Raw genomic sequence first — 15,326 nt, forward strand, 5'->3', positions numbered from 1 at the left:
GGTCGCCTCAACGGAGCGGGGCTGCGAGCTCTTTCCCGAGCGTGACGATGACAGCATCCGCGGCGGTCGGCCAGTCGATGACCGGCACGACGCCGCTCGAAACGTGGGGCTTTCGCTGAGGACCGAACAGGAATCGGTGCGGAACCACGCCATCGAGGTGGTCGAGGACATCGCCACGGTCATCGATGAAATGCGTGATGTCCAAGGCGGCACAGTGCCCCGCCTTCTGAGACCGCTCCAAGCAAAAGCGCAGGTTGTCCGGCGGAATGCCCGTGCGCTCGAAGAAGCGGTGGTGCCGCAGCCAATGTCGAGTCTTCTCCTGAACTCGCGGCCCCGCCTTCGAGACCAGCCAAACCCGCCCCTCAAACTGTTGAACAAGACCAGGCACGACGTCGAACATCCCCTTGTAGGGCGGCGTTGCTAGCGCGTCTGCGAGCGTTCCTCCGATGAAGGAAGTGTCTGCGCGCCCTCCGGGTGCGTCTGGCGCGATGAGAACGCGCCCGATGTCGATACCAAGATTTTTCATGATGACTCCCTGAGGTCTATGTGATTGATGGGAGGCAATGCTAGGAACGCCATAGCTATCTGAGAACTACTGAGTTCATATTGGCTATAGTCTTGCGATATAGATGACGCAGCCTGCAAACCTTGATCTCGACGCCGTGCTGGCGTTCGCTGCCTTTGCCGATTCGCTGAACTTCAGCGAGGCTGCTCGAGGCCTCCACATTTCTCAGCCAGCCCTCCACGTCAAGGTGCGCAAGTTGAGCGAGCGGCTCGACCGGCCGCTCTACCGCCGTGTCGGACGCGCTCTGGAGCTGACGGAGCACGGCGAATTGGTGGCCAGGCACGGCCGTCAATTGCGTGAAGGAACGAGTGAGCTACTGGCCCAGCTGCTTGGGATGGCAGAGCGTCCGGTGACGCTGGCGGCCGGCGAAGGTGCTTATCTCTACTTGCTGAAGGAAGGCATCACGCATTTCCAGAAGGACGCATCGGCGCCGCTTCGCCTCCTAACGCTGAATCGCGATGAGGCGCTGGCTGCGGTACTGGGAGGCAAGGCTCAACTGGGCGTCGCGCCGTTGGACGTCGTGCCGGAGCAACTCCAATCGATCGTTCTCACGACCGTCGGTCAGGTCCTGGCGGTACCAGAGGGACATCGCCTTGCCCGGCGATCACGCCTCAGGCTGAAGGACTTGGCCGGTGAGCGGCTCGTCGTACCGCCTCGTGGCCGGCCACATCGGGAGATGCTTGCCGCCCTGCTTCAGTCGGCAGAGGTACTCTGGGAGGTTGCGTTGGAGGCCAACGGGTGGGAATTGATGCTGGGCTTTGTCGCGATGGGTGCCGGCACTGCCGTTGTCAACGCCTGCTGCAGCATGCCACCCGGTGTCGTGGCCATACCGATACCGGAGCTGCCGACGCTGCGATATCACTGCTTCCACCTGCGCGGCCTCTTGAAGTCGACACCTGCGGAACGGCTGCGCGTTTCTCTGCAAGATAACGGCAATGCATGGAAGGCCTCTGTGTGACCGACATGAAGTTGCTGAAGCGGGTCAGCAAGCAGATGGCGTACCTGCTTCGCCACGCGCCCGAGCAGGCCGGCCTGAGGCTCGACCCCGAGGGCTATGTCTGCCTGGACGACGTGGTCGACGCAATCCGTTTGACCGTCCCTGATGTCACGCAAGACATGGTCAGGGAGGTGGTGGCCCAAGTGGAGCCGCTAAAGCAGCGGTATTCGATTGAAGGCGACGCCGTGCGAGCGAACTATGGGCATTCCGTGGCCGACCGCATCGCACTCAGTCCAGCCGAACCTCCGGCCGAACTCTTTCATGGCACAAGCCGCGATGCACTGGCTGAAATCCGAGACCGCGGTTTGCTGCCCATGAGGCGCCAGTACGTCCATCTGACAACGGACAACCAGTTGGCGCTATCCGTCGGAGGCAGGCACGGCGCGCCCTGCTTGCTGCGCGTTGATGCGGCGCGGGCGCACGCGGAAGGGATCGTTTTCTACAAGGCGAACTACACGTTTTGGCTTGCGGACGCGGTTCCAGGTCGGTTCATTCACTTGCCCTAGGAAACCCACGCATCGCTCCGCCCAAGAACCGTGGCGCCTCCTGATATGGCCTGCCGTGGGCGCCGAATGAGGCCGACGCGTCGCCCCGGGGTGGAGCCGAATACCGTTTTCAACGAAGCTGCCCAGCTCCGGCGGGAAAGAAGAAACCCTTGCTGCCTGACAAGCAAGCAACAACGGCAGGGAAGGCGCAGCCTTTCAGCTGAGCACTTCATCCACGATGCCAGCGCCGACGGTCTTGCCGCCCTCAGGCAAGGCGAGCCGCATTCCGTTCTCGATCGCGACGGGCTTGCTCAGCTCGAAGCTGCTCAGAGCCTGAGCGCCGGGCTACAACACTTCCCTGCTGGTTGGCAGCTTCGCCTTTGAAAGCGGTCGTCGCTACTGCCGCGTCGCCGGGTGAGCCGATGACGGCTTCGTGTCCCGGAGCGTGAACCTGCCGGCGCGGCAGACCGCAACCGCTGCACTTCCGCCAGTCGACCCTGAGCAGCCCGTCCCAAAACTTCGACTTCCACGTGCGGCTGGCACGCCCTGCCCGGGGGACTCGAACCCCATCTGACATAACACCTGTTGCGCGGTGACCGCGTGCCAGGGGCACCCGTCGCCTGTCAATCGAGGGGTGGCGCACCGGCCCGTCGCGCGTCTAAGGTCGGCGGCCTGTGCCACGACCCGGGACCCGTGCCATGGACCTGCCGCTCACCCGTCGCGCGCTCTACGAGCTGGTCTGGTCGCGTCCGCGCACCCAGCTGGCCCAGGCGCTGGGCGTCTCCGACGTCTGGATCGGCAAGCAGTGCAGGGCGCTGAACGTGCCGGCACCGCCGCGTGGCTATTGGGCGGCGCTGGCGGTGGGCGGCAAGGCCAAGGCGAAGTTCGTGCGCCCGCCGCTGACGTACACCGTGGCCGAGCGCATCCAGGAGGACCACGACGCGGCGGCCGAGGGGCTGGAGGGGTTTGAGCCGGCGGACCTGGCGCAATCGGTGCCGCCGGCGCCCGCGTTTGGTCGAACGCTGGAGGAGGCCGTGGCGCAGTACGCGCAACTCGCGCGTGCCGAGACGGCACGGCGTCGGGCCGAGGGCCGCCACCCGGTCGTTCAGAAGCTGCTGAGCCAGGACGAACGCCGCGCGGCCGAGGGCTATTGGCGCTCCTGGCTGCAGCCGCTGTACCGCGGCGCGCCAGGCGAGGCGGTGCTCCAGGCGATCGAAACGCTGGCGTGGGCCTGGACGCGGTGCGGTTTTACGGTGACGGCGAGCGGTGGGCACGAAGTCGTGTTGGCGGTCGGGGCGGGGGGACTGAGCAGCAGATTTGAAGTTCGCGTTGAGCCGGCGCCGCCGTCCAAAGCTGGCGAGCCGAGGGCGCCGTCGAGTCGCCGCCGGTCCATGGAGTTCTGGCTGGACTCGGACCCCGAAAGCCGGACACCGAAGGCCAAGCCCGCGCGGGTCTTTGAGCGGATGGACAGCGCCACCGTCCACGACCTGACGGTATTGTTGATATCGGCCTGGGAGCAGCGATACCGGGACTGGCTGGCCTGGCGGTACGGCCATCTGGTGGAGTCACGCGCGCGGGCCGTGCACGCGGTCGAGGAGGCGCAACGGTTCGAGCGGGAGCGGGTCGAGGCGGCACGGCGCGCGCTGGAACTGCGGCGAACCCGGCTGCTCATGAAGGCGATCGCAGGCGCAAGGCGGGCGGAGGAGATTCGGCGGTTTGTGGCGGATTTGGGCAGCGGTTCGTCGGCGTCAGGAGCAGCGGGCTTTGCGCGCTGGCGGGCGTGGGCGCTTGACCAGGCAGACGCCTTGGACATGCGCGTGCAGCCCTTGGAAGTGACGGCGGCATGGCTGGCGGGCTTCGAATTGGCGGCGGAGAATGCCGGCCCAGTGAGCAGCGACCTTGGCCGGGCTCACCCCACCGATGCCGGCCCTGACGGGCGTTAGAGCTGACCATGATGCATCCTGTGATCCAGCAGTTTGAAATTCAGGCGCAGCTGCTCGACCTGCAGGAGAGTCGGGCGTCTTTGGACGACGCCGTGGTCCGGCTGGGGGCTTGGATCGGACTCGCCGAGGACCACCTGACCGAAGACGATATGGCGGTGCTGGTCGAGGTCGGCGGCGTCCTGTATCGGGAAGGGCTGCGCAAGCGGCTACCCTGACGTAGAGATCAAGAGGAGGGGGTTCAACGATGCCGACGAAGAAGTACAAACTTCGCCCGGAGGACGAATTCACATCGCGGTTCTATGGACTGCTCGGCCGCCTTGTCCACGCGCATGCCCAGCTCGACTTCAATGTGGGCCTGCAGTTGAGTTGGATGGGGCCACACCTTGGCCAGGACGTCACGGATGTACTGAAAGCAAAAGACCCGTTCGCGCACCGCCTGACCAGACTTCGAGAGCTCACGAGAGAACTATTTGCAGACGTGGAGCCTGCCGCGATGGTGGAGCTAAAGGAATGGTTCGATGAAGCGGATCGCCTCAAGCACGTGCGTAACGACTATGTGCACGGGCGATGGGGTGTGCCACGCAGCTTCGCTGAAAACCCGCCGCGGATCGAGTTCGTGCCGTTGCACTGGAACATGGATCCGGAAGACGCTGTGCCGCCAACCGTGATGACGATTGATGAACTCGAGCAGGAGGTGGCCACGCTCCAGCACCTCGCGGTCGAGTACTTCAGGTTGTCGAGGAAGTACGAAAGGTGGGCGGTGTCTCGCGCGGCGTGAAGCGGAGCGAACTCGTTTCCGATCCCGGCGCGGGATGACTGCCGTGGAGGGGGCATTCAGACGGGCAACGCAACCCACTCGCTGAACCGCTCATCGAGCGTCCGCGGCGCGATCTGTCTCGCGCCCGCTTGCGCTTCGCCCGACTTGGCAGGAAGCCCCTTGATCGGGCTCCGGCCTTCTCGCTACTTGGCCAAGGCGATGGGGACATCGACGTCGGGATGGGCAGGCAATGCCGAGCGCTCAACGCGCCGGCACCGCCGTTGGGTCCTGAACGGGTTCTTCGAGTTCAGGCCTTAATGAGCAGGTCTTCTGCAGCTTTCCCCGCAGCCAGAGCATCCTTGAACCAATTCGGGCGCTTGCCGACGCCACTCCAAGTGCGGCCGGTGCCGTCCGTGTACTTGGCCACAGACTTGGTTTTGGTGGCGGGCTTGGTAGGCTTTCCTGTCGCGGCGGTTCGGGCCTTGCGAGTTTTGGCAGGAGTTGCAGCGCTAAAGAGTTCTGCTGGAGTGATCTCGTAGTGGGCGACAGCTTCGCGGATGCGAGCGACGACACCAATCTTCTCTTTGTCGCGCAGGGCCTTCGCTTCCTTCTCCAGCTTCTGGATTTGTTTCAGCACCTGCTGCAAGGATTTGGTCATTCAGTTCTCCGTATTGACTTGATGTGGCCGTCTGTCGCGACTTTTCCCTGGCGTGCACTTTAGCCGCGTCGTGCTCGTTCGTACCGAGCTTGAAATGCATGCCGGACACTTGCGGTCGCAGCGCGCCTAGACAGAAGGTCGGCAATCAGCCGCCTGAAGTTGACGACGGAGTTGCAGCATTTGCGGTCCATCGCGGGAGCCGGCCGAACTCCCGGTCTCGAACACATTGCATTCGCTCGAGCCAGCAGCGGAACTCGCCGCCAGCAACCGGGTTCAGGGCATTGCAGACGTTGTCGGAAACGTTGGGCATACCTGGATGAGAACGTCATCGCTCAACGCTGGCCATCGTCACGGTCAGGTTGAAAGATTGCTCTTGCTCGGCTCGACGGGGCACTGCCCGCGGCTGCCTGACCTGGCTTCATGGTGCCGTTCTGTGGCAAGGTTCAGCACGTGCGGCGCTGCCGCCCACTGGGGATGACGATGGTTCGCATGGTCTTGAAGTTGTTCGTCGCCGGCCTCGTTGCCGGGATGCTCGCCATCCCTCAGCCGGTGCGTGCCGATACCGAAAAAGCCGGTCCGCGCTACAGCATCGTGCCCATCAGCGCCGATGGCATTGGCAAGCGCTACATGGGGCGAGAAATAGCCGCCGTGATGGGTTGGCAAGGTGCGGCCTGGCTCGAACGCGAAGAGCGCGAACGCGAGGAACGCACCGACCTACTCGTGAAGGCGCTGGCCTTGAAGCCCGAGATGGTCGTGGCTGACATCGGCGCTGGCACCGGCTATCTGGCAAGACGCATGGCGCCGGCCGTGATGCCGGGCGGCAAAGTCCTGGCGGTCGACGTACAGCCGGAAATGGTGGCGCTGCTGCAGACCGCGGTACGACTGAGCGGGCTGACGCAGATCCAGCCAGTGCTCGGTGCCGAAGGCGATGTCAAGTTGCCAGCCTCCTCGGTGGACCTGGCCATCATGGTTGACGTCTATCACGAGCTGGCGCTGCCCTACGAGTTGCTGACCAGCGTCGTGCTTGCCCTGAAGCCGGGCGGTCAGTTGGTCTTCGTTGAGTACCGGGCCGAGGACCCGCAGGTTCCGATCAAGAAGCTGCACAAGATGAGCGAGGCCCAGATAAAGCGCGAAGCCGCTGTGCATCCACTTGTGTGGGAACGCACCGTGCAGACGCTGCCCTGGCAGCACATTGTGGTGTTCCGCAAGCGCGGCTGAAGCGCATGCATTCGAAGCGAGCAAAACTGCCACGCTGGCGCGACCTGATCGGCGCCACCCTGTGCGCCAAGGTTGGGTCTGACGCGAGGCCGTCCGAAGGTCTGTTGTCTCGGGCCGTCGCCTGGCGCTCTTGACCCGTCGGAGCCGCAGGCGGAAGGGATGCGGAAGTCAGCAATGTGCCCATTGCAGTCGCTCATCTCGCGAGATCGCCCGACGCTGAAGGGCTGGAAGCGGTCCTGCGGCCTTCCCGGTGCGCAGCAGTCGCGCTGAAGTTGGCGTCAAAACGTCTTCCAAGGTTCGTTATTTCCAACTTGTTGAGTTGGCTCATCGTCAAATGCCAGCTCGAAGGCGTTGTCGCGCCCCATCGCAGCGCCGGCGCGCATCAGTTCCCGCAACCTTGCCGCCGGGAAGACCTGCTCCAACCGGCTCTGAAGGTGATTGCGGCGCTTGACGGCCGATGGCCATCGCTGCTCGCCGCGCTTGGCCACTCCGGCATCCGCATGACCGATGAGCTGCGCGGCCGCTTCCCAGTTGCCCCGGGCGCCCGCTGCCGCAGCCAGTGGCTCCAGCAAGCGCAGTTCGTCACCCTCGCGGGCGAGCAGGCGTCTTGCGCGGCGGGCCACGGGCAGGGCTTCGTCGCCTCTGTTCAGCTCGACCAACGCCACCACCAGGGCATCCATCACGTGGCCAACGATGTTCTGGTCAATCCGAAGGGCATCGAGCGCTTCTAAGGCGGCGCGCGCATGGGCCTCGGCTTCAAAAGGGCGGCCGAGCGACAGTTCGCAGTCGGCGACGTTGGCACCCCAGGCGACATGCATGACCCAACTGCCGGTCTGCGCCAGCAATTCCGCCTGCGCACGTGCGCAGGCGAGGGCCTCTGCGGGGCGCCCCTGTAGCTGCCACCAGCGATGCTTTGCCCAACAAAAGCTGGAACGCAGCGCCGGTGGCCAGTCAGGGTGCTCGATGAGTTCACCTTCCTCTATGAGAGGAGCGGTCTCTGCCACCTGGCCGTTGCGTGCACCGATGGCGATGGTCCAGGTCAGCGCGTCATACAGCCAACCATGCTCGTCGAGCCGTCGCCAGACGGCAATCGCGTTCCGACCCGCCTCCAGTCCCACTGGGTGCCCGTTGCGACCTGCGGCGAAGGCGATGCGCGACCAGAACCGTCCGGCGAGAGGTGGCGACGTGTCGGCGCGCACCCGGTCACGCAAGGGCAACGCTTCCTCTATGTACTCAGCATTCAAGTCTGCGTTCAAGAACACATGGCTTGTGCCAACGGCGAGGCTGAGCGCCAAGTCGGCATCGGCGAAGCTCCGCGCCCATCTCATGGCCACACGTGAGTTTTCCAGCTCGGCGACAAGGACCTCGCTGGATGCCGGCGGAGTGCGCCACAACCGATCGTCTTCCTTGCGCACGGTCAGCAGGGCATCCAGGGCCCTGGCATGTCGCTCGCGCAGCTGTTCGAGTTCATCGGCAGCTCGCAGTTGCTCCAGCGCGAACAGCCGCGCCGTCTCAAGCAGGCGATATCGCGGCGCCACGCCGCCCTCAGCCTGAACGAGCGAGCGATCAACCAAGGTGGCGAGGTGTTCGACCACGTCCCACGGGCCAAGCTTTGGATCACCGGCCACCTGCTGCGCAGCCTCGAGCGTGCAGCCGCCGGCGAAGACGCCCAGCCGGCGGAACACCCGCTGAGCCTGAGGGGGAAGCAGGTCAAAGCTCCAGGTCAGCGCGGCACGCAGCGTCTGATGGCGCGGCATCGCCACGGCGCTGCCCGCAGTCAGCAGCTGAAAACGTTCGTCCAGCCGGTGCCGAAGGCCGTCGAGGCCCAGGAGCGGCAACCGTGCCGCAGCCAGTTCGATCGCCAAGGGGATGCCGTCCAACCGGCGGCATATGTCTGCCACGGCCGCCGCCGTCGTGCTGTCGAGCGTGAAAGCGGGATGAGCCGCCTGAGCCCGGGCTTCGAATAGCGTGACAGCTTCGCTTCTACGACAGGATGCAAAGCTGAGATCGTCGGGCACCGCCATCGGCGTGAGGGGCTGGCGTTGCTCGTTCGGCAGATGCAGGCCCGCCTGGCTGGTGACCAGCACGTGAACCCGCGGGGCGCGCTGGCTGAGCGCCGTGACGAAGCCGCGCACGCCGGCCAGTACATGCTCAGCGTTGTCCAGGACCACCAGCGCCTGGCTGTCTCGCAGCAGAGCGGCCACCGCGAGCGATGCGTCCTCCGCGCTTGTCAACGTCAGGTGCAACACCCGGGCCACGGCGTGAGGCACCCGGCGAGCGTCGGACAGCGGAGCCAGTTCGATCCACCAAACGCCGTCCGCATAGTGCTCGCGCAGATCGAACGCAACAGCCTGGGACAAGCGGCTCTTTCCGACACCCGCACTGCCAAGCAGCGTGACAAGCCGGTGTGCGGCCACCATCCGCCCGAGCGTCGCGCGCTCGCCGCCACGACCGATCAGCGGCTCGAGGATGGCTGGCAGGTTGGTCAGCCGGCTGGCGTGGTTCGCTAGGGCCACGGTGTTGCGCGCTTTCTCGGCGAGCGGTTCGCGACCGGCAACCGGCCAGACGAAGCCGTAGCCGCGGCCGGGGACGGTGGCGATCGCCTCCCTGCCCAAGGCTTGCCTGAGGGCCAGGACCTGCACCGGCAGGTTGGCCTCTTCCACTTCGGTATCGGGCCAGACGGCATCCAGCAGCTCGGCCTTGGACACCACCCGGTCACGGTGCTGGACCAGCACACATAACAAGTCGAAGGCCCGGCTGCCGAGCTTCACCGGATGCCCGTCTCGAAGCAACAAGCGATCTTCAGGAAGGAGTTCGAAGTTGCCAAAACGGTATGGCACGCGGCTTGGCTTCATCGCGGGGTTCGCTACGCAAGTCGATCTGATGGAGTCACCCCCGGTTGGAGGGTCTGGGATTTAGAACTTTTTAAGACGTTGCCTGTGATGGTCGGCAAGCTCCTCGGGAGGGGCGGTAGAGCTTGACATCAGGTCGCTCACAACGCCGGCTTCAGTCGTGTGCAGAGCGTTCAGAAGCGGGGGACCGATGCACTTGCCTTATCCCCCCGCCGGCGAGTGTCTCCCAACAAACCGCAGCCAATGGCCGCCGTCGATTCATTACTTCCAAAGAGCAGGAGCGTCTGTGCACCAGATTTTCACCACCAGGCACGGCCTGACCCTTACCCGGATGGCCGCAGCAGTGACCGCCGCCTTGCTGACGCTGGCGAGCCCCGCCGGCCATGGCGCAATTGCCTTGAATGGTCACTGGTGGACCGATCCGCATGATTCGGGGGTTCTCGCCCTGGACTACATCAATCTTCCCAACGTCAGGCTCACCGTCGGCCAGATCCTGACGGGAAGCTTGGTGGTGACAGAACACTCATTTGTCAGATTGGCGGGGCTGAATCTGGGCAATCAGGCGGAGGCTTATGTGGGCCTGCGCGCCGGCATGAGCCTGCACGGCGCCGGCAGCCGGCTGGAGATCGGCCACAACATGGCGCGCGCAACAATGGAGATCATCGGAGGGACGCTCAACGGCCGCGCCGACCCTCTTGCCTGCGTGACGGGTGGGCACGGCTGCTATGCCGTCGTTGGCAATTCCGCGGGGTCCGACGCCACGTTCACCATCAAGTCGGGTGGTTATGCCAGCCTGCTCGGCAATTTCTGGGTGGGCGGCGTCCATGTGGACTCGGGCTTCGGCGTTCCCGGCGGGACGACCACAGGTCGAGTCAATGTGCTCACCGGTGGGGAACTGGTGACGGACAACGCCACGCTCGGCACGATTAACAAGAGCTACCTGGCCCTGGGCACTGAACAAAGCATTGCGATTGGGCGGGTGGAGGGGTCGGGCTCGACATGGCGCATCACCGGCGGCAGCTACGACCAGGGCGACGCCTATTTCAATATGGCTTACGGTGAGCGCAGCACCGCCACGCTGGAACTCTGGCACGGGGGGCGGCTGCGCATCGAGGGGCAGGCCGGCCGCGAGTTCGGCGCCAGCTTCGGGCTCGGAGGCACGGCGAACGTGTCGATCCGTGCCACGGACTTCGTGATGACTGGCGATGCCCAGCGCGGCTTCATCCGCATCGCCAACGGCGGTACCGCCACAGTGAACCTGATCGAGGCCGGCAATATCCAGGGCGGCCGCGACATGGTGATCGGGCTGAACGGCGGTACCGGCACGCTCAATGTGGTCGGCAAAAGCGGCCACGCACGCCCCTTCGTGCAAATGGCGGAAGGGCACCGCATGCGTGTGGGAGACAGCGGCATCGGCCACCTGAACGTCACTGGCGGCGGCATCGTCTCGACCGCTACGCTGAACATCGGCAGCGGCGGCAATGGACGGGGCGTCGTGCATCTGACCGGGCCGGCGTCGGTGATCGGCCTCACCGCGGTCGATGGGCACCGCCTCTCGGTCGGTGAGTGGGGCGAGGGCACGCTGGTCATCTCAGACGGCGCGGTGGTGGATGCCACCCAACGAGCCGAGGCCTGCGCCAACCGCTGGTGCGGCACGATGATCGGCAACGGCGCGGGCAGCACGGCCCGCCTCACGGTCGCCGGCACCGGCTCGACGGCGAGCTTCCTCGGCAGCTTCAACGTGGGCGGCGTTGGCATCGCGACGCAAGCCCGCGATGGCGTCACCTTCGGCACGCCGGGCGGCACGACCCGGGCCTCCGTCGAGGTGCTCGACGGTGCAGTGCTGAACACGCAGCGGGTGGGCGTGGGTGGTTGGTTGTCGCCCTCGAATAACGGCAATGAGCGAAGCTTCTCTAACCTGACCGTGCGGGGTGCCGGCTCGGTCTGGAATGTGCTCGGAAGCGAGCTCGAAGGTGGAGAGGCGCGTGTGGGCGACGACGGGGCCGCAGGTCAGTCGCTATGGCGCGTCGACCAGGGCGGTCTCCTCAACATCAGCGCGCCGGCCGGCCGCAGCGCCGGACTGGTGCTGGGCGCCAAGGGTGGCAGCACGATGCTGGTGGACGGCGTGAGCTCGCGCGTGGAGATGAGCGGCGAGTTCATCGGCGTGGGCATCGGCTTCTCCGGCGCCAACGATGCCCGAGGCACACTCGTGCTGAGCAAAGGTGCGGCGCTGGACCTGCAGCCGTTGCAGCGCAGCTGGCTCACCCTCGGGATGAATGCCGGCAGCAGTGGCGAGCTGAGTGTGCTGAGCGGCAGCCGGGTCACGGGCGTCGGCAGCGTGACGGTCGGAGAGCTTGGCGGCAGCGGCACGCTGATGGTCGACGGCGCCGGCTCGCGCCTACTGATCGCGCAGCCGATCATTGACAACTTCAACGGCCTGCACGTCGGCCGCGGCGGTCAGGGCTGGGCCGTGGTCAGTGCCGGCGGGCGCATTGAGGCGCCGCTGCTGGAGATCGGTCGCGGCAACGGGGGGCAGTTCGCCGGCGCGCTGGTCACCGCCAAGGACGGTCAGGGCCAGGCCTCGACGATCGCCCTGAGCGGCGTCGACTATCACCGCCTGTATCTCGGCAACGGCGAGCTGACCGTGGCCGCCGGCGGTCTGCTGGACGCCGCATCGAATGCGGCCGCGTGCCCCAGCACCGCCTGGTGCGGCGCACTGATCGGTGCGACCGCGGGCTCGACCGCCAATTTTACCGTCACCGGCGCCGGCTCGCGCGCCAGCTTCAACAGCGTGTTCCAGGTCGCCCGTACCTGGGTCGCCACGCAGGCGCTGGACGGCTACGACGAGGGCGTGGCCGGAGGCGATACCTTTGCCAGCGTCAAGGTGCTCGATGGCGGCCGACTGGAAACCAGCCGCGTGGCTGTCGGCCTGGGCGGCAGCGACAGTGGGGCTGCCTTCGGCAGCGAGTCGAGCTTCTCAAGCCTCGCCATTCGCGGCGCGGGCTCGGTCTGGGCCGTGAACGGCGCTGAGCCTGCGACGGGCGATGCGATCTTCTCCTTGATCACGCCAAGCGCACGCGGCAAAGCCGTGGTCAGCATGGCGATCAGCGGCGGCGGGCGCCTGGAGGTGAATGCACCAACGGGCGCGCGCAGCTTCGTCAACATCGCCACCGCTCCCGGCGTCGCGAACGTCAGCGTCACAGGGGCGGGCTCGGCCCTGGCCATCAGCTCTGACACGCTCAGCGTGCTGACGGTCGGCAGCAACGGCGGTAATGGCAGCTTGACTTTCAATGGCGGCGCGCAGTTCACTGGTGCGGGCACGCTCAATGTCGGCAACAACGGCCAGGGTCGCGTGAGTTTTGATGGCGCGGGCACGGCGGGCCGCCTGACCGGCTACAGCTTCACGACCATCGGTTCGCGCGACGGCATCGGCACGCTGACCGTCAACAATGGCGCGACCTTGAGCACCGACCCGACGGCCACTGCGGCCTTCCTTCACGTCGGCATCGGCACCAGCAGCATGCGCGGTCAGGGTGTGGTCAACCTCAGCGGTGCCGGCAGCGCAATCACCCTGCATCAGACCGGCCACGCGGCCGGCAGCCTGTACAACCCGAGCGTCGTCGTTGGCCGAAACGCCGATGGCCTGCTCAACGTTAGCGGTGGCGCTCAGATGCGGGTGCAGGGCGATCTACCCTCGCAGGCGAACTTCTTCCGCACGACTGATCTGACCATTGGCAACGGCAACCTGCAGGCCGGCAACGGCACCGTCAATGTCACCGGGCCGGGCTCGAGCCTGTCCGTGACGGGCACCAACGCCTTCATCACTGTCGGCGCCAACAGCTGGGGAACGGGCCAGCTCAACATCCGCGACGGCGCGCTGGTGCAGACCACCTTGATGGGCATTGCCGACCTGGGCGCCACCGGCACGACCCGTGTGGACAACGCTACGCTCAGACTCAACGGCGAGTGGCAGGGCACGGCCGCGCCGTTGGGCGCTAGCTTGTCGGTCGGCGCCGGGCTCGGCAGCGTCGGCGTGCTGACGCTAGACCACGGCGCGCAGCTACAGATCCACAACAGCGGCGTGGCACCCACCGCACTCCAGTTAGGCGGCTACGACGGCGCCCCGCTGGGCACCGGCGTGCTGAACGTGGCGAACGGCTCCCGTATTGACGTGACATCGGCCTCCGGTCAGGGTCACGCGTTCATCGGGCACTCGGGCACCGGCGCGGCCACTTTCAGCAGCGGGAGCGCCCTTTATGCCGACTACATCGGCGTGGGCGCGGTACGGGGCGCGGACGGTGGTGTTGGCACCCTGATCGTCAACGACAGCCTGGTCAGCGCCGCGACGATCGAGATCGGCGCCCGCGGCTATGTCGGCGGCAATGGCACCCTGGTTGGCAACATCATCAACCGCGGCGTCTTCAGTCCCGGCAACTCACCGGGCACCCTGGTGATCGACGGCTCGTTCACCAATCTGGCCGGCGGCCGTCTGGTCCTTGAGATTGAGTCCGACGGCGCCGGCGGGTTCAAGACCGACCATCTGGTCTTCGCGACAGACAGCGAGATTGAACTGGCTGGCTTGGCAATCACCTTCCACTTCCTCGGCAACACCGACCCCACTGCCTTCCAGGCCAGCGGGCACTTCGGCATTGACCAGTTCCTGCAGGTGCAGGGGTCCACGGGCGGGCTCGCCAGCGGCGAGTTCGCCGGTGTGAGCTTCAGCGCCAGCGCCGACGCCTACACGGTGACGAACTTCAGCTTCAGCCCCGACACCGGAGCCGCGTTCACGGCAGCGCCGGTGCCGGAGCCGGGCGAGTGGTTGATGTTGTTGAGTGGCCTGGGGGTGCTTTCGCTTGTCTCGCGTAGGCGCAAGCCCAAGGCATCAGTCCAACGATCCGAGAATTCGAGGCGCGCTTCGCAGGCTTAAAAAAGAAAACCCCGGTTAGAGCCGGGGCCAAACCGCCGTCGCTGTCACGACAGGCGCCTGCTCAGGGAGGTAAAGCAGGGGGCCGAAACCCAGGGCCAATGTACCGCATCACCGGCCGCATGCTTAGCCGGATGTTCTTGCTCCAACGTGCGAGCCGCGGGCTGCGTCCCGACGAGCCTCTGCCGGGTTCGGGTTTGGCGCTCATCCATGCGGTGCGCTGACTGCTGCGCGACCCTACCCATTCCTTTCGCGGGTGGCTTCCGGCGCTGACGTGAACTACTGCGCCGTGAGGCTGCCGCTGGCTACTGCGCAATCCCACAGGATCAGTAGGTTCGCCCCTCCCGTGACCGGCGATTGCGGCTTCATTCCTTCACGCTCGCGTGAACGAGCCGCTCGGCGACCCGGCCGGTATTGATGAGACGCGCTTCGCGCTCTGCTGGCCAGATCGCCGCGCCGATCACCCGCCATGCCCGTTGCCCGGGACGCGTTACCGCTTCGCGGCAAAAGAAAACCCGCCAGCGGCGGGTGGATGCCTGACAGCGACAGGAACTTAGGCGATCGGGATGGCCGTCTGCGCCGAAGCCACTGTTACGTCGGTCGCTACCGCGCGGCGACCTTCGATGACGACGCGGGGCAACTTGGCAATCACCACCGTGTCCGCGCGCTTGCCGACCACGACCACGCGCTCCAGTTTCACGGCCTCGGCCGCAGGGGCTGCGGTGAAGTTGGCCAGGCCCAGGCCGGTGGCGGCAGCGGCCGTGACGGTCGCGATGGCGATGAAGAGCGTCTTCTCGCTGTCAAAGTATCGAAACGACACATCCGAAGGACGCAACCTCCGATGTCAAAGTTTCGAACTGGTGGCCCGAGGTGGCTGGTGCCTTTCGACCGACTGCTCCGCAGCGATTCGCGGAGGTTCGAAGTAGG

General features: G+C 65.8%; 11 protein-coding genes and 1 pseudogene. 7 read left to right on the top strand and 5 right to left on the bottom strand.

Translation table 11 applies throughout. The annotated features are described in order from the left end of the window. Positions 1–7: 7 nt before the first annotated feature. Entirely contained in the window at positions 8–526 is a 519-nt protein-coding gene (locus tag AC0IZJ_RS08800; RefSeq protein ID WP_471848695.1) for a hypothetical protein, read from the bottom strand. Positions 527–629: 103 nt separating this feature from the next. Here AC0IZJ_RS08800 and AC0IZJ_RS08805 point away from each other — a divergent pair, with 103 nt between their 5' ends. Together AC0IZJ_RS08805 and AC0IZJ_RS08810 are read left to right on the top strand one after the other, a co-directional pair. Next, positions 630–1,523 carry a LysR family transcriptional regulator gene (locus AC0IZJ_RS08805; protein WP_471848697.1) on the top strand — a complete coding sequence of 298 codons (894 nt, stop codon included), beginning with the start codon at positions 630–632 and terminating at the stop codon, positions 1,521–1,523. Positions 1,524–1,528: 5 nt separating this feature from the next. Continuing rightward, positions 1,529–2,068, top strand: coding sequence for an RNA 2'-phosphotransferase (locus AC0IZJ_RS08810; RefSeq protein ID WP_471848699.1), 540 nt, complete (start codon positions 1,529–1,531; stop codon positions 2,066–2,068). 195 nt (positions 2,069–2,263) lie between these two features. On the opposite strand, the pseudogene AC0IZJ_RS08815 reads toward AC0IZJ_RS08810, so the two are convergent. Further along, positions 2,264–2,380, bottom strand: a pseudogene (locus AC0IZJ_RS08815) (EF-Tu C-terminal domain-related protein); the annotation flags it as partial. 365 nt (positions 2,381–2,745) lie between these two features. On the opposite strand from AC0IZJ_RS08815, the gene AC0IZJ_RS08820 reads away from it, so the two are divergent. The 3 genes from AC0IZJ_RS08820 to AC0IZJ_RS08830 are packed head-to-tail and all read left to right on the top strand — an operon-like array spanning position 2,746 to position 4,768. Then, positions 2,746–3,990, top strand: a complete 1,245-nt coding sequence (locus AC0IZJ_RS08820) for a hypothetical protein (RefSeq protein WP_471848701.1) — start codon at positions 2,746–2,748, stop codon at positions 3,988–3,990. An 11-nt stretch (positions 3,991–4,001) separates the two neighbouring features. Beyond that, positions 4,002–4,205 carry a hypothetical protein gene (locus AC0IZJ_RS08825; protein ID WP_471848703.1) on the top strand — a complete coding sequence of 68 codons (204 nt, stop codon included), beginning with the start codon at positions 4,002–4,004 and terminating at the stop codon, positions 4,203–4,205. A gap of 29 nt (positions 4,206–4,234) precedes the next feature. After that, the gene (locus AC0IZJ_RS08830; protein ID WP_471848705.1) at positions 4,235–4,768 is read left to right on the top strand and encodes a hypothetical protein; all 534 of its coding nucleotides are present in this window, start codon (positions 4,235–4,237) and stop codon (positions 4,766–4,768) included. Between the two features lie 286 nt (positions 4,769–5,054). On the opposite strand, the gene AC0IZJ_RS08835 is transcribed toward AC0IZJ_RS08830, so the two are convergent. Beyond that, complete coding sequence (locus tag AC0IZJ_RS08835; RefSeq protein WP_471848707.1) at positions 5,055–5,405, bottom strand: H-NS histone family protein; 351 nt, start codon at positions 5,403–5,405, stop codon at positions 5,055–5,057. Positions 5,406–5,894: 489 nt separating this feature from the next. On the opposite strand from AC0IZJ_RS08835, the gene AC0IZJ_RS08840 reads away from it, so the two are divergent. After that, a complete protein-coding gene (locus tag AC0IZJ_RS08840) occupies positions 5,895–6,623 on the top strand; it encodes a class I SAM-dependent methyltransferase (RefSeq protein WP_471848709.1) in 729 nt (242 codons plus the stop codon). 278 nt (positions 6,624–6,901) lie between these two features. On the opposite strand, the gene AC0IZJ_RS08845 is transcribed toward AC0IZJ_RS08840, so the two are convergent. Further along, positions 6,902–9,478, bottom strand: a complete 2,577-nt coding sequence (locus AC0IZJ_RS08845) for an ATP-binding protein (RefSeq protein ID WP_471848711.1) — start codon at positions 9,476–9,478, stop codon at positions 6,902–6,904. A gap of 283 nt (positions 9,479–9,761) precedes the next feature. On the opposite strand from AC0IZJ_RS08845, the gene AC0IZJ_RS08850 reads away from it, so the two are divergent. Next, positions 9,762–14,402, top strand: coding sequence for a beta strand repeat-containing protein (locus AC0IZJ_RS08850; protein WP_471848713.1), 4,641 nt, complete (start codon positions 9,762–9,764; stop codon positions 14,400–14,402). Positions 14,403–14,952: 550 nt separating this feature from the next. Here AC0IZJ_RS08850 and AC0IZJ_RS08855 read toward each other — a convergent pair. Then, entirely contained in the window at positions 14,953–15,219 is a 267-nt protein-coding gene (locus tag AC0IZJ_RS08855) for a hypothetical protein (protein WP_471848714.1), read from the bottom strand. Positions 15,220–15,326 lie beyond the last annotated feature (107 nt).

The organism is Roseateles sp. AC306 (genome assembly GCF_979253795.1).

Excerpts from the sequence above, each read along its gene's own strand:
- AC0IZJ_RS08800 (WP_471848695.1), bottom strand. The coding sequence starts at position 526 with ATGAAAAATCTTGGTATCGACATCGGGCGCGTTCTCATCGCGCCAGAC.
- AC0IZJ_RS08805 (WP_471848697.1), top strand. The coding sequence starts at position 630 with ATGACGCAGCCTGCAAACCTTGATCTCGACGCCGTGCTGGCGTTCGCT.
- AC0IZJ_RS08810 (WP_471848699.1), top strand. The coding sequence starts at position 1,529 with ATGAAGTTGCTGAAGCGGGTCAGCAAGCAGATGGCGTACCTGCTTCGC.
- AC0IZJ_RS08820 (WP_471848701.1), top strand. The coding sequence starts at position 2,746 with ATGGACCTGCCGCTCACCCGTCGCGCGCTCTACGAGCTGGTCTGGTCG.
- AC0IZJ_RS08825 (WP_471848703.1), top strand. The coding sequence starts at position 4,002 with ATGCATCCTGTGATCCAGCAGTTTGAAATTCAGGCGCAGCTGCTCGAC.
- AC0IZJ_RS08830 (WP_471848705.1), top strand. The coding sequence starts at position 4,235 with ATGCCGACGAAGAAGTACAAACTTCGCCCGGAGGACGAATTCACATCG.
- AC0IZJ_RS08835 (WP_471848707.1), bottom strand. The coding sequence starts at position 5,405 with ATGACCAAATCCTTGCAGCAGGTGCTGAAACAAATCCAGAAGCTGGAG.
- AC0IZJ_RS08840 (WP_471848709.1), top strand. The coding sequence starts at position 5,895 with ATGGTCTTGAAGTTGTTCGTCGCCGGCCTCGTTGCCGGGATGCTCGCC.
- AC0IZJ_RS08845 (WP_471848711.1), bottom strand. The coding sequence starts at position 9,478 with ATGAAGCCAAGCCGCGTGCCATACCGTTTTGGCAACTTCGAACTCCTT.